Source organism: Curtobacterium sp. 314Chir4.1 (assembly GCF_900215175.1).
Lineage (GTDB): Bacteria > Actinomycetota > Actinomycetes > Actinomycetales > Microbacteriaceae > Curtobacterium > Curtobacterium pusillum_A.
In genome coordinates this window covers 561,374-573,991 of the sequence record NZ_OCMI01000001.1, presented here as the reverse complement: position 1 = coordinate 573,991, position 12,618 = coordinate 561,374, and the positions used below count along the sequence as shown (strand labels likewise).

Here is a 12,618-nt window from a genome sequence, read left to right as displayed (position 1 = left end):
TGGGCATCGGCCTGGAGGCACGGGTCGGTTCCCGCAGAACGGGTGACGGCCCGTCCCCACTTGCGGGGACGGGCCGTCGGGTCACGCTGGGCGGACCGGGTTCAGTCGTGGAACGTCTCGATGGACGCGCCGAGCGAGTTCAGGCGCTCCTGCAGCTGCTCGTAGCCGCGGGCGATGATGCCGACGTTGCGCAGGACGCTCTCGCCCTTCGCCGCGAGCATCGCCAGCAGGATGACCACCGCGGGACGCAGGGCCGGCGGGCAGCTGACCTCGGCACCGGAGAAGTGCGTCGGCCCCGTGACGTCGAGGCGGTGCGGATCGCGCAGGGTGACGCTCGCGCCGAGTCGGGTCAGGTCGAGCAGGTGGATCGCGCGGCCCTCGTAGACCCAGTCGTGCACGAGCGTGGTGCCCTCGGCCATCGCCGCGATGACGACGAAGAACGGCAGGTTGTCGATGTTCAGGCCGGGGAACGGCATCGCGTGGATCTTGTCGATCGGGGCGTGCAGCTCGGACGGGTGCACCGTGATGTCGACCAGGCGGGTGCGACCGTTCGCGGCGGCGTACTCGTCGGAGACGTCGAAGCGCAGGCCCATCTCGGCCAGGGTCGCGAGCTCGATCTCGAGGAACTCGATCGGCGCGCGGGTGACCGTGAGCGTCGAGGCGGTGACGATCCCGGCGGTGAGCAGGCTCATCGCCTCGACCGGGTCCTCGCTCGGCCAGTAGTCCACGACCTCGTCGATGCGGCTCTTGCCCGTGATGCGGAGCGTCGTCGTGCCGATGCCCTCGATGCGGACGCCGAGCAGCTCGAGGAAGAAGCAGAGGTCCTGCACCATGTAGTTCGGGCTGGCGTTCCGGATGACCGTCTCGCCGTCGCGCGCCGCTGCGGCGAGGATCGCGTTCTCGGTCACGGTGTCGCCGCGCTCGGTGAGGACGATCGACTTCGTGGGGACGGCGGTGTTCGCCACGTCGACCTCGTACCAGCCGGAGGTCGCCTCGACGTCGACGCCGAAGGGCCGCAGGGCGATGAGGTGCGGCTCGACCGTCCGGGTGCCGAGGTCGCAGCCGCCGGCGTACGGCAGCCGGAAGGACTCGTACCGACCGCTCAGCGGACCGAGGAACATCAGGACGCTGCGGGTGCGGCGGGCGGCGTCGGCGTCGATGGCGTCGAGGCGGAGGTCGGCCGGGGCGACGATCTCCAGGACCTCGCCGTCCGCCGACCACGTGACGGTCGCGCCGAGGCTGCGGAGCACGTCGATGATGCGGTCGACCTCGACGATGCGCGCGACCTTGTGCAGTCGGGTGACCCCGCGGTTGAGGAGCGAGGCGCAGAGGAGTGCGACGGCCGCGTTCTTGCTCGAGTTCACCGCGATGGAGCCGCTGAGCTTCCGGCCGCCCTGCACGCGGAGGTGGGCACGCTGCGGGGCGCCGCCGATCGACACGATCTGCTGGTCGAGGGCGTCGCTGATGCGGGTGAGCATCTCGAGGGACAGGTTCTGCCCGCCCTGCTCGATGCGGTTGATCGCGCTCTGGCTGGTGCCGACGCGTTCGGCGAGCTGCGCCTGGGTCATGTTGCGGCCCTTGCGTGCGCCCCGGATGAGGGCGCCGACCTCGCGGAGGGGTGCTGCGCTCGTGACTGCCGTGGTGGTCGGCGTGACGACGGTGGTGGTGTCGGACATGGCGCCAACGTAACACGGTCATGAGATAAACCGAGGGGGACAACGCCCAGGTTCTCAGGATCGGGTTGGGAATACACCATCGGTGAGAGTTCGGTGGCGGGTGGCGGGTGGCGGGTGGCGGTCGTTGCGCGTGCATCGTGCGACAAGACGCTCGTCGAACGACGGCCGCGGTGTCGCTCCTTGCACGCGCAACAGTTGCGTGTGCATCGTGCGACAAGGCGGCCGTCGAACGACAGCCGCGGTGTCGCTCCTTGCGCGTGCAACGGTTCGGCGCGACCGGCGTCGCGTCTCGAGGCTGGTGTGTGGCGCAACGGTTGCGCGTGCATCGTGCGACAAAGCGGACGTCGAACGACAGGCGCGGTGTCGTTGCTTGCGCCCGCAACGGTTGCGCGTGCATCGTGCGACAACGCGCTCGTCGAACGACAGCCGCGGTGTCGCTACTTGCGCGCGCAACGGTTGCGTGTGCATCTTGCGACAACGTGCTCGTCGAACGACAGCCGCGGTGTCGCTACTTGCGCGCGCAACGGTTCGGCCGGGCCGGTGTCGCTTCTTGCACGCGCAACGGTTCGGCGCAACACGCGCGACCGGCGCTAACGGCACCGCCGCGCCCGCCGATAGTCCTCCGTGCAGGCCCACGGACGGGCCGCATCCCGCCCCACGGACGGCGGCGGGACGATCGAGAACCAGGACGGGCCATGATCGTCGTCACACGACTGAACGGCAGCGGATTCGCTGTGAACCCCGATCTCGTGGAGCGCATCCAGGAGACGCCGGACACGACGCTCATCATGGTCGACGGTGCCAAGTACATCGTCCGCGAGTCCATGGCCGACGTCATCGACCTCATCGCCGCGTACCGCGCCCGCATCGTCGGGATGGCGTACGGCACCGACCTGCCGGCCGGCCGGAACGCAACAGGCCCCCAGCCGACGCTCGCCGCGGTCGCGCCCCTCCGCACGCAGGACGGGGGTCGCTGACGTGGACATCGCAACGATCATCGGCATCCTCGTCGCCTTCGGCGCACTGTTCGGCATGGTCGAGATGGAGCACGTCGAGCTCGCCGGGCTGTTCCTGCCCGCGCCGATGCTCCTCGTGTTCGGCGCGACGATCGGCTGCGGCATCGCGAGCACCACGCTGAAGGACGCCATCGCCAGCTTCAAGGCCGTGCCCAAGGCGTTCACCGGCAAGGTCACCCCGCCGCAGGCCGTCATCGACGACGTCGTCGGGCTCGCCGAGACGGCCCGCGCGAACGGCCTGCTCGCGCTCGAGCAGGAAGCCGACAAGCACGACGACCCGTTCATGAAGAAGGCCCTGCAGAACATCGCGGACGGCACCGACGGCGACGAGCTGCGGATCCTGCTCGAGGACGAGATCGAGTCGAACGCCGCCCCGGTGCGGAGCGCGAGCGCGTTCTTCATGGGCCTCGGCGGGTTCGCCCCGACGGTCGGCATCATCGGCACCGTGGTCTCGCTCACCCACGTGCTCGCGAACCTCGGCAAGCCGGACGAGCTCGGCCCGCTCATCGCCAGCGCGTTCGTCGCGACGCTCTGGGGCCTGCTCACCGCGAACTTCCTCTGGCTGCCGATCGGCGGCAAGCTCCGGAAGCTCGCGCAGCTCGAGGCCGACCGGCAGACGCTCCTGATGGAGGGCCTCCTCGCGGTGCAGGCCGGCAGCCAGCCCCGACTGCTCGGCGAGCGCCTGACCGCCATGGTCCCGCCGGCCGCGCGCGGTGGGGACGGCAAGGCGAAGGGCGCCAAGAACAAGGGCAAGGGCAGCGACGCCCACCTCGACGACCAACAGCTGGCGGCCTGACGATGAGCGCGAACCCCCGGGGACGCGGCCGCGGTCGCTCGAAGAAGTCCCACGACGAGGCGGAACACCCCGACGAGCGCTGGATGGCGTCCTACATGGACATGATCACCGTGCTGATGTGCATGTTCCTCGTGCTCTTCGCGATGTCGACGGTCGACCAGCAGAAGTACATCGCCCTGAAGAACTCGCTCGCGACGGGCTTCGGCGAGGTGAAGTCGCAGAAGGTCGACACGGCGTCCGGAACGGTCGTGACGAAGGACGAGGTCAAGGACGGCTCCGGCTACTCCGTCGACAAGTCCCAGGCGGACCACTCCACGGCGTCGTCGGGGACGAAGGACACCAACGTCGACCCGGCCTCCACCGTGGTGCCGGCGACCGCGACGAAGGCCGACGTGGCCGCGGCCCAGAAGGAGCTCGACGACCTCACGGCCATCGAGGCGGCGATCAAGGCGAACCTGGAGAAGGCCGGACAGACGTCGAACGTGCAGTTCACCGTCGACGCCCGCGGACTGACCGTCCGGCTCGTCGGCAGCGAGACGTACTTCACGACCAACAGCGCCGACCTGTCCGACCAGGCGAAGCGGATCATGGACGCCATCGCCCCGGTCCTGAGGACGAGCAGCCACGACGTCAGCGTCGAGGGGCACGCCGACCAGCGGAACTCGACCGCCCCGTACGCGACGAACTGGGAGCTCAGCGCGGCACGGGCGACCGGGGTGCTGCGGGACCTCGTCGAACGCGGAGGGATGCCGGCGGACCACGTCCAGAGCGTCGGGTTCGGGTCGAGCCGACCGCTCGCGAAGGGCGGCACCGACGCGGACCTCACGCTGAACCGCCGGGTCGACATCGTGGTGCTGTCGAACCAGGACCAGGACGTCAGCGCCCTGATGCCCGCGCTGGCGAAGGCGCAGGACGGAGCACGACAGGGCTGAGGCCCACCCAGGACGACACCGACACGACCACCGCCCCAGAAGGGGGGCCAGCACTGACGGGTGCTCCACAGCGAACCGATAGACGCACCCGTGACCGAGACCCTGCCAGCGCCCGAGGTGTACGACTTCGCGCGCCCGTCGACGCTCGCCCGCGAGCACGCCCGGGTCCTCGAGCTCGCCTTCGAGACGTTCGCACGCCAGTGGGGCACACAGCTGACCGCCAAGGTGCGCGCCGTCAGCCAGGTGACCTGCGAACAGGTCCAGATGACGACGTACGACGAGTACGCGGCGTCGCTGCCCGCCCTCACCGGCATGGTGCTGCTCCCGATCGCCGACGTCGTCCCGAAGGGCGTCCTGCAGGTCCCGCTCGACGCCGCCCTCACCTGGGTGTCGCACGCGCTCGGCGCCTCGAAGCCGCTCCCGACGCCGGACCGCACCTTCACGCCCATCGAGCAGGCGCTCGTTCGCAAGATCGTCGAGGACGCCCTCGACGACCTCCGCTACTCGTTCGGCGGACTGCTCGCGCACGACGTCACGGCCGGCGGCTTCCAGTTCAACTCGCAGTTCGCCCAGGCCGCCCAGAAGGGCGACCTGATGATCGTCGCGTCCTTCACGATCCGCGTGGGGGAGCGGGTCGCGCCCGGCACGCTCGCGCTGCCCGCGGAGGCCGTCCTGCCGCAGCTCGGCGAGGCCGCCGCGCACGTGACGCCCGCCGACGCGCGCGCCCTGGTCGACGCGCAGCTCGCGAGCGTCCCGGTCGGGGTCAGCCTGCGCTTCGCCCCGGCGACGGTCCTGCCGTCGCAGGTGCTCGGCCTGTCGGTCGGCGACGTCCTGCCACTGCCGCACCCGCAGCACCGACCCCTCACCATCGCGGTCGACGGCGAACCCGTCGGCACCGCCGCGGTCGGCGCGAACGGCTCGCGCCTCGCCGGCATCGTCGTCACCACCACATCGGAGCTCCCCGCATGACCGTCACGACCACCCTCCACACGCAGGCAGCCGAGGCCCTCGCCGCGCAGCTCCCGACGGCCGTCCCGTTGACGGTCGTGGCCCAGCCTGGAGGCGCGACCCCCGTCGCCCTCGAAGCGGCCGGTGACGCCGTGGTCGCCTCGTTCGTCGGCGGCCTGTCGGCCGACCTGGTCCTCGTGCTCACGGACCTCGAGACCGTCACCGCCGCTGGTGGCACCGAGCACGGGATCGTCGACGTCACCGACGTGCTGCGCCCCTCGCTCGAGGCAGCAGCGGGCGTGCTCGGTGTCGGTGTCCTCGGTGACGCCCGGCGCGAGTCGGCATCGGCGCTCCTGGCCGACCCGGACACGGTGGTGTTCGAGCTCACGGCCGGTGGGACGCCCGGCGGCTGGTTCGCCCTGCGCGTCCGCGAGAACGGCACGGTGTCCCGGACCACGTCCGCCCCGGCCGCGACGCTGCCCGCCGGGAACCTCGGCCGGATCAACAACGTCGAGATGACCCTCACGGTCGAGATCGGTCGCACCCGGATGTCCGTGCGCGACGTGCTCGGCATGGAACCGGGCGCCGTCGTCGAGCTCGACCGCAGCGCGGGTGCCCCCGCCGACGTCCTGCTCAACGGCCGCCTCATCGCGCACGGCGAGGTCGTCGTGGTCGACCAGGACTACGCCGTCCGCATCACGAAGATCCTCGACGTCGCCGAGAGCGTCTGAGCCGCCGACCGTGGACACGCTCGTCATCACCCTCCGCGTCGCGCTCTCGCTCGGCGTCGTGCTCGCCCTGATGTGGGTGCTGCACCGACGCATGGCGAAGAGCGGCTTCGGCGGGGGCAAGGCCAAGGGCCGTCGCTCGGCCTCGGTCGAGGTCGTCGCCCGGCAGGGCATCGGCGGCAAGGCGAGCGTCGTCGTGGTCGACGTCGAGGGGGAGCGCCTCGTGCTCGGGGTCTCCGAGCAGGGCGTCAACCTGCTGACGAGCGGGCAGGCGCCCGCGCCGGAACTCACCATCGTGACCGGTCCCGTCCAGCTGCCCGTGCGTCCGACCCCGTCGGCCGACGCGTTCCGTCAGGAACTCGAGCAGCAGACAGCAGTCGAGCCGCGCCTCCCGGCCGACACGGCGGAGCCGCTCCCGATGCGTCCCCGGAACCGTGACCGGCGTGCCGTGCCGACGTCCGCGCAGCTGCAGGGCTCCATCCTGTCGGCCGACACCTGGCGGCAGGCCGCCGCGGCGCTCCGGAACCGGCGGGCCGGGTGACCGCGGCGCGGACCGGACGCCTGATCGCACTCCTGCTGCTGGGGGTGACGGTCGTCGCCGGCTTCCTCATGCTCACCGCGACCGGTGCCCACGCGGCCGGCGTCGTCCAGCCGACCGCCCCCGCGACCCCGAGCGCACCGTCGACCGGTGACTTCAGCGTCAGCGTGAACGGCCCCGACGGCACGCCCTCGTCGGCCGTCGTGACGCTCATCGGCATCACACTGCTCAGCGTCGCCCCGGCGCTGATGCTCATGATGACGTCGTTCACGAAGATCTTCGTCGTCCTCGCGATGACCCGGAACGCGCTCGCGCTGCAGTCGATCCCGCCGAACCAGGTGCTGGCCGGCCTCGCGCTGTTCCTGTCGCTGTTCGTGATGGCGCCGGTCCTCGGGCACATCAACGACGACGCGCTGCAGCCGTACCTGGCCGGGCACCTGGACTTCAACCAGGCCGTCGAGATCGGCACGAAGCCGATCCGGACCTTCATGCTGCACCAGACTCGCGAGGAGGACGTCGCGCTCATCACCCGGGCGGCCGGTCAGGACAACCCGAAGTCGATGGCTGACGTGCCGATGACGACGGTGATCCCGGCCTTCGTGATCTCCGAGCTGCGCAGCGCGTTCATCATCGGGTTCGTCATCTTCATCCCGTTCCTCGTGATCGACCTCGTCGTCTCGGCGGCGCTGATGTCGATGGGCATGATGATGCTCCCGCCGGTCATGATCTCGCTGCCGTTCAAGATCCTGCTGTTCGTCCTCGTCGACGGATGGGGCCTCATCATCAAGTCGCTCATCGAGAGCTACCACGTCGTCTAGGACGACGGGACAGGGAACGACATGAACCAGCAGGCCGTCATCGACCTCACGCTGCAGGCGCTCCTGGTGTCGGCGAAGCTCGCCGCGCCGGTCCTCGTGACGTCGCTCGTCGTGGGCTTCGCGATCTCGCTCTTCCAGTCGGTCACGCAGATCCAGGAGGTCACGCTCTCGTTCGTCCCGAAGGCCGTCGCGGTCGCGATCGCCCTGGTGGTCTGCGGCAACTGGATGATCTCCGAGATGGTGGCGTTCACCCACATCGCCTTCGACATGATCCCGAAGCTGCTCGGGACGTAGCCGATGGAACTCGTGATCAACGGCGACCGCCTCGAGGCGACGATGCTCGCCGGCGTGCGCCTCGTGGCGTTCTTCGTCATCGCGCCGCCGTTCTCGTACCGGGCGTTCCCCGCGACGGTGAAGGTGATCCTCGGGCTCGGCCTGGCGATCGGCGTGGCACCCCGCGTCGCCGAGGGGTACCACGCGCTCGACACGGGACCGTTCCTGCTCGCGCTCCTCACCCAGCTCGTCGTCGGCCTCGCCCTCGGGTTCCTGGTGTTCCTCGTGTTCGCGGCGGTGCAGTCGGCCGGCGCGCTGATCGACCTGTTCGGCGGGTTCACCCTCGCGCAGGCGTACGACCCGCAGTCGCAGGTCAACGGCGCGCAGTTCACCCGCCTGTTCCAGATGGCGTCGCTCGCGCTCCTGTTCGCGTCAGGTGGCTACCAGCTCATCGTCGCGGGACTCGTGCGGTCGTTCGACGCGGTGCCGTTGACCGGGACCTTCGAGCTGGGCGGTCTCGCCTCGTTGCTCGTCACCGCCCTGTCGCAGATGTTCCTGTCGTCGCTGCAGATCGCCGGACCGCTCGTCGTCGTGCTCTTCCTCGCCGACGTCGGCCTCGGGCTGCTCACCCGCGTCGCCCCGGCGCTCAACGCCTTCCAGATGGGCTTCCCGATCAAGATCGGGCTGACCGTCGTCTTCGCCGGCGCCCTCTTCATGGCCCTGCCCTCCGTCGTGTCGTCCCTCACCGGCGACGCGGTGGCGGCGATCACGGGACGGGGGTGACCGACGTGTCCGACAGCGGAGAACGCTCCGAACAGGCGACGCAGAAGCGGATGCGCGAGGTCCACCAGAAGGGCCAGATCGGCCGCTCGCAGGACCTCGGCGCCTGGATCGGCATCGCGGCCGCGGCGCTGATGATGCCCGCGGCGATCGGCAACGCCGCCGCGGCCGGCTCCGACCAGCTCCGTGCGGTCCAGCGGGTCATCGCGAACCCCTCGCTCGGCACGATGAACGGCGTCTTCCACGACGCGCTCGGATCGATCGCCGGCACGCTCGGTCCGATGCTCGGGGTGGTGCTCGTCGCCGTGACGGCCGCTGCTGTCGCGCAGGGTGGCGTGCACGTCCGGAAGCTCACGCCGCAGCCCGAGCACTTCGACCCGATCGCCGGCCTGAAGCGGGTGTTCGGCACGCAGGCGCTCTGGAACGGGGCGAAGGCGCTCCTGAAGACCGCCGTCGTGGGGCTCGTCCTCTGGTTCGCCGTGCAGGCGCTCGTCCCCGTGCTGATGACGAGCGGTTCGCTGCCGCTCTCCGCCGTGCTCGACGCCGCCGCAGGAGGTGCCGGAACGCTGCTCCGGGCCGCGATCGCCGCCGGCCTGATCCTCGCCGCACTCGACGTCTTCGTGGTGATCCGCCGGAACCGGAAGCGCACGATGATGACCAAGCGCGAGGTCAAGGACGAGAACAAGCACAGCGAGGGCGATCCGCTCGTGAAGTCGCAGCGGCGGTCCCGGCAGCTCGCGATGAGCCGCAACCGCATGGTGCAGGCGATCGGCACCGCGGACGTCGTCATGACGAACCCGACGCACTACGCCGTGGCGCTCAGGTACGAGCCGGGCAAGTCCGCGCCGAGGGTCGTCGCGAAGGGTGCCGGTCCCGTCGCTTCCCTGATCAGGGACAAGGCGACCGAGGCCCGTGTGCCGATCGTCCGCGACGTCCCGCTGACCCGAGCCCTGCACGCTGCGTGCGAGCTCGGGCAGGAGGTCCCCGTCGACCTCTACACGCCCGTCGCCCGCGTGCTGTCGTTCGTGATGGCGCTCAAGGCGCGCGGGGCGGCGGCCGGCTCGCACTCCCCGCCACGACCGACCACGCCGGACGAGGTCGCCACGGTCCTCGACCCCGCCACCCTCACCGGTGACCTCCGGCCACGCAGACTCCGCAAGAACAGCCCACTCGAAGAGGTACCCGCATGAACCGCAAGGACCTGCCGAAGCTCGTCGTCCCGGTCTTCATCGTCGGCATCATCCTGCTGCTGATCCTGCCGGTGCCGTCGTTCCTGCTCGACTTCCTGATCATCTGCAACATCCTGCTGGCGCTGGTGATCCTGCTCACGACGCTGTTCGTGAAGAAGCCGCTCGACTTCTCGGTGTTCCCGTCGCTGCTGCTCGTCGCCACGCTGTTCCGCCTCGGGCTCAACGTCGCGTCGACCCGGCTCGTGCTCGGCGAGGGCTTCGCCGGTGACGTCATCCAGGCGTTCGGCCACGTCGCCGTCTCCGGGTCGATCATCATCGGCGCGGTGATCTTCCTCATCCTCGTCGTCATCCAGTTCGTCGTCGTGACGAAGGGTGCCGAGCGGGTTGCCGAGGTCGGGGCCCGGTTCACCCTCGACGCCATGCCGGGCAAGCAGATGGCCATCGACGCCGACCTGAACGCCGGGCTCATCACCGACGCGCAGGCGAAGGAACGCCGGGCCGCCGTGTCCGCCGAGGCCGACTTCTACGGCGCGATGGACGGTGCCTCCAAGTTCGTGAAGGGCGACGCGATCGCCGGCATCCTCATCATCGTCATCAACCTCGTCGGCGGCATCGCGATCGGCATGCTGCAGAACGGGCTCTCGGTCACGGACGCACTGTCGAAGTACGGCATCCTGACGATCGGCGACGGGCTCGTCACGCAGATCCCGGCGCTGCTCATGGCCGTCTCGACGGGCATGATCGTGACGCGCTCGGGTGCCGAGACCGAGATCGGGTCGTCGGCGACGACCCAGCTCACGCAGTCCCGGAACGCCCTCGCGATCGCCGGGGTCGCCGCCATCGCCATGGGGTTCATCCCGGGCATGCCGATCGTCCCGTTCCTGCTCATCGGCGCCACCCTGCTGTTCATCGCCTGGCGACTCGGGCAGCAGACCAAGCGCGCCGAGCAGGACGCCGCTGCCCAGCAGGCGCTCGAGGCGGCGGCACCGAGCGCGGACACCCCCGAGGACCTCATCGAGCAGATGCGCGTGCACGCCCTCGAGATCCTCCTGGCCCCCGACCTCGTCGACATGGTGTCCGGGGCGTCGGACGACCTGCTCGGCCGCGTCCGTGCGCTCCGCCGGAAGATCGCCGTGGACATGGGCGTCGTCGTGCCACCGGTCCGCACCCGGGACAGCATCGAGCTCCCGCCGTCCACGTACGCCATCCGGATCGCCGGCGTCGAGGCCGGCCGGGGCACCGCACCGTCGCGCAGCGTCCTGGCGCTCGGCGACCACCTCGACGGGCTGCCGGGGGAGACGACCGTCGAGCCGGTGTTCGGCCTCGCCGGCAAGTGGGTGCCCGCCGAGCTCCGGCACGCCGCCGAGATGACCGGCGCCACCGTGATCGACCGCGTCTCGGTGCTCGTCACCCACCTGCAGGCGATCATCGGCGACAACGCCGCCCGGCTGCTCACCCGCGAGGACGTCAAGGTCCTCACCGAGGGCGTCAAGCAGGTCAACCCGGCGGCGGTCGAGGAGCTCGTCCCGGGCATGCTCTCGCTCGCCGAACTCCAGCGCGTCCTGCAGGGGCTGCTCGCCGAGCGCGTGCCGATCAACGACCTCGGCCGGATCTGCGAGGCGCTCACGCTCCGCGCGAAGGTCTCCATCGACCCCGAGGGACTCGTCGAGGCCGCCCGAGCCGCACTCGGCCCCGCGCTGCCCGCCCGCTACCTCGACGCCGGGGTGCTCCGCGTCATCATGATCGACCCGCTGCTCGAGCAGTCGATGCTCGAGGGGCTCCGGCCGTCCGAGCAGGGCACCCAGATCGTGCTCGACGCGCACCGCATCGAGCAGGTCCTCGGTTCCGTCCGGGACGCCGTCCGGTCCGTCGAGGACCAGGGCATCTCCGCCGTCCTCGTCTGCGCCCCGCAGCTCCGACCGGCCGTCCACCGCATGGTGTCCGCGCAGTCGAACGGCCTGCCGGTGCTCTCCTACCAGGAGGCCACCGCCGCGGGCTCCACCATCGAGACCGTGGGAGTGGTCCGTGCCGCCGACCCGATTGCAGCGTAACGGCGCGACGCTCGACGAGGTCCGGGACGCCGTCCGGGCCGAGTTCGGCGCGGGTGCCAGGATCGTCGCCGCCGAGCGGGTCACGACGCCGGGCATCGGCGGCCTCTTCCGCAAGGCGCACGTCGAGGCCACCGTGGAGGTCCCGACTCCGGACGAGGTCCCCACCGCCCGCGTCGCCATCGCCGACGGCCCCGCCACGCGGGTCGGGATCGCGGCACTGCTCGCGGACGCCGAGGCGGCCGAGGCCCGGATCGCCGGCGGCGACGGCACCGCGTCGACGCGGGCCGACGCGTTCGCGTCGGTGCTGGACGGCTTCGTCGCGGACGGGATCACGGGGAGCGCCCCGCGCCCGGCGCCGGCACCGCCGGAGGTGCCGGAACCCGGTCAGGGCGGGTCGCGCCTCCAGGCCGTCGACGCGCTGGGCACGGACCCGGTCGTGGGTCGGCCTGGAGGCACGGCTCGGCCCGTGCCCGCAGCCGTGCGTTCCGCAGACGGGGACCTGGTGCTCCTGGTCGGTCGCCCGAACGACGTCGACGCGGCCGCCGGGATCTTCGCCACCCGCCACGCGCTGCGCGCGACGGACGCGTCGGACCGGCGGAGCGGGATCCTCGCGCGTGCCGAGGGGGTCCGCGACGGCCATGCCCTGCTCGCGGTCGCCGCGTGGGACGACGCCGCGACGGTGGACGGCCTCGCCCCGGACCAGGTGTGGGTCGTCGTGGACGTCGGACGGAAGCCGGCGGACTCCGCCGCGATGCTCACCGCGGTCGCCGGGCGGGTGCACGTCGCCGGGGTCGTGGCGATCGGTGCGGGGGAGACCGCCACGCCGGAGTCGGTCCACCTGCTGGGGGTGCCCGTCCTGTCGCTAGGCTGAG

The 12,618-nt window shown here is 71.0% G+C and carries 13 protein-coding genes; 12 read left to right on the top strand and 1 reads right to left on the bottom strand.

Features of this window, described 5'->3' with window-relative positions:
- Positions 1–101: 101 nt before the first annotated feature.
- Positions 102–1,676 carry a UDP-N-acetylglucosamine 1-carboxyvinyltransferase gene (locus tag CRP27_RS02645; protein ID WP_176505434.1) on the bottom strand — a complete coding sequence of 525 codons (1,575 nt, stop codon included), beginning with the start codon at positions 1,674–1,676 and terminating at the stop codon, positions 102–104.
- A 695-nt stretch (positions 1,677–2,371) separates the two neighbouring features.
- On the opposite strand from CRP27_RS02645, the gene CRP27_RS02640 reads away from it, so the two are divergent.
- The 12 genes from CRP27_RS02640 (at position 2,372) to CRP27_RS02585 (ending at position 12,617) form a co-directional block, all read left to right on the top strand.
- Complete coding sequence (locus CRP27_RS02640; protein WP_097179185.1) at positions 2,372–2,653, top strand: flagellar FlbD family protein; 282 nt, start codon at positions 2,372–2,374, stop codon at positions 2,651–2,653.
- A gap of 1 nt (position 2,654) precedes the next feature.
- A complete protein-coding gene (locus CRP27_RS02635) occupies positions 2,655–3,488 on the top strand; it encodes a motility protein A (RefSeq protein ID WP_097179184.1) in 834 nt (277 codons plus the stop codon).
- Positions 3,489–3,490: 2 nt separating this feature from the next.
- Positions 3,491–4,420 (top strand): flagellar motor protein MotB, encoded by a 930-nt coding sequence (locus CRP27_RS02630; RefSeq protein WP_097179183.1) that lies wholly within the window; start codon positions 3,491–3,493, stop codon positions 4,418–4,420.
- Between the two features lie 90 nt (positions 4,421–4,510).
- Positions 4,511–5,389, top strand: a complete 879-nt coding sequence (locus CRP27_RS02625; RefSeq protein WP_097179182.1) for a flagellar motor switch protein FliM — start codon at positions 4,511–4,513, stop codon at positions 5,387–5,389.
- Positions 5,386–6,099, top strand: a complete 714-nt coding sequence (fliN, locus tag CRP27_RS02620; protein WP_097179181.1) for a flagellar motor switch protein FliN — start codon at positions 5,386–5,388, stop codon at positions 6,097–6,099. Before CRP27_RS02625 ends, fliN begins: the two co-directional genes overlap by 4 nt.
- Positions 6,100–6,109: 10 nt before the next feature.
- Positions 6,110–6,637, top strand: a complete 528-nt coding sequence (locus CRP27_RS02615) for a flagellar biosynthetic protein FliO (protein WP_097179180.1) — start codon at positions 6,110–6,112, stop codon at positions 6,635–6,637.
- 68 nt (positions 6,638–6,705) lie between these two features.
- Complete coding sequence (gene fliP, locus CRP27_RS02610) at positions 6,706–7,452, top strand: flagellar type III secretion system pore protein FliP (RefSeq protein ID WP_255257440.1); 747 nt, start codon at positions 6,706–6,708, stop codon at positions 7,450–7,452.
- 21 nt (positions 7,453–7,473) lie between these two features.
- Positions 7,474–7,746: a flagellar biosynthetic protein FliQ gene (locus CRP27_RS02605; protein WP_097179178.1), complete on the top strand. Its 273-nt coding sequence runs from the start codon at positions 7,474–7,476 to the stop codon at positions 7,744–7,746.
- 3 nt (positions 7,747–7,749) lie between these two features.
- Positions 7,750–8,508: a flagellar biosynthetic protein FliR gene (locus CRP27_RS02600; protein ID WP_097179177.1), complete on the top strand. Its 759-nt coding sequence runs from the start codon at positions 7,750–7,752 to the stop codon at positions 8,506–8,508.
- Positions 8,505–9,695 (top strand): flagellar biosynthesis protein FlhB, encoded by a 1,191-nt coding sequence (locus CRP27_RS02595; protein WP_369680005.1) that lies wholly within the window; start codon positions 8,505–8,507, stop codon positions 9,693–9,695. The genes CRP27_RS02600 and CRP27_RS02595 overlap by 4 nt, the downstream gene beginning before the upstream one ends.
- Positions 9,692–11,746, top strand: a complete 2,055-nt coding sequence (locus CRP27_RS02590; protein WP_097179176.1) for a flagellar biosynthesis protein FlhA — start codon at positions 9,692–9,694, stop codon at positions 11,744–11,746. Before CRP27_RS02595 ends, CRP27_RS02590 begins: the two co-directional genes overlap by 4 nt.
- A complete protein-coding gene (locus CRP27_RS02585; RefSeq protein ID WP_097179175.1) occupies positions 11,721–12,617 on the top strand; it encodes a hypothetical protein in 897 nt (298 codons plus the stop codon). Before CRP27_RS02590 ends, CRP27_RS02585 begins: the two co-directional genes overlap by 26 nt.
- The last annotated feature ends 1 nt before the right edge of the window (position 12,618 follow it).

What these genes read in the sequence shown, in the direction of transcription:
- CRP27_RS02645 (WP_176505434.1), bottom strand. Translation starts at nt 1,676, where the DNA reads ATGTCCGACACCACCACCGTCGTCACGCCGACCACCACGGCAGTCACG.
- CRP27_RS02640 (WP_097179185.1), top strand. Translation starts at nt 2,372, where the DNA reads ATGATCGTCGTCACACGACTGAACGGCAGCGGATTCGCTGTGAACCCC.
- CRP27_RS02630 (WP_097179183.1), top strand. Translation starts at nt 3,491, where the DNA reads ATGAGCGCGAACCCCCGGGGACGCGGCCGCGGTCGCTCGAAGAAGTCC.
- fliN (WP_097179181.1), top strand. Translation starts at nt 5,386, where the DNA reads ATGACCGTCACGACCACCCTCCACACGCAGGCAGCCGAGGCCCTCGCC.
- fliP (WP_255257440.1), top strand. Translation starts at nt 6,706, where the DNA reads ATGCTCACCGCGACCGGTGCCCACGCGGCCGGCGTCGTCCAGCCGACC.
- CRP27_RS02605 (WP_097179178.1), top strand. Translation starts at nt 7,474, where the DNA reads ATGAACCAGCAGGCCGTCATCGACCTCACGCTGCAGGCGCTCCTGGTG.
- CRP27_RS02600 (WP_097179177.1), top strand. Translation starts at nt 7,750, where the DNA reads ATGGAACTCGTGATCAACGGCGACCGCCTCGAGGCGACGATGCTCGCC.
- CRP27_RS02590 (WP_097179176.1), top strand. Translation starts at nt 9,692, where the DNA reads ATGAACCGCAAGGACCTGCCGAAGCTCGTCGTCCCGGTCTTCATCGTC.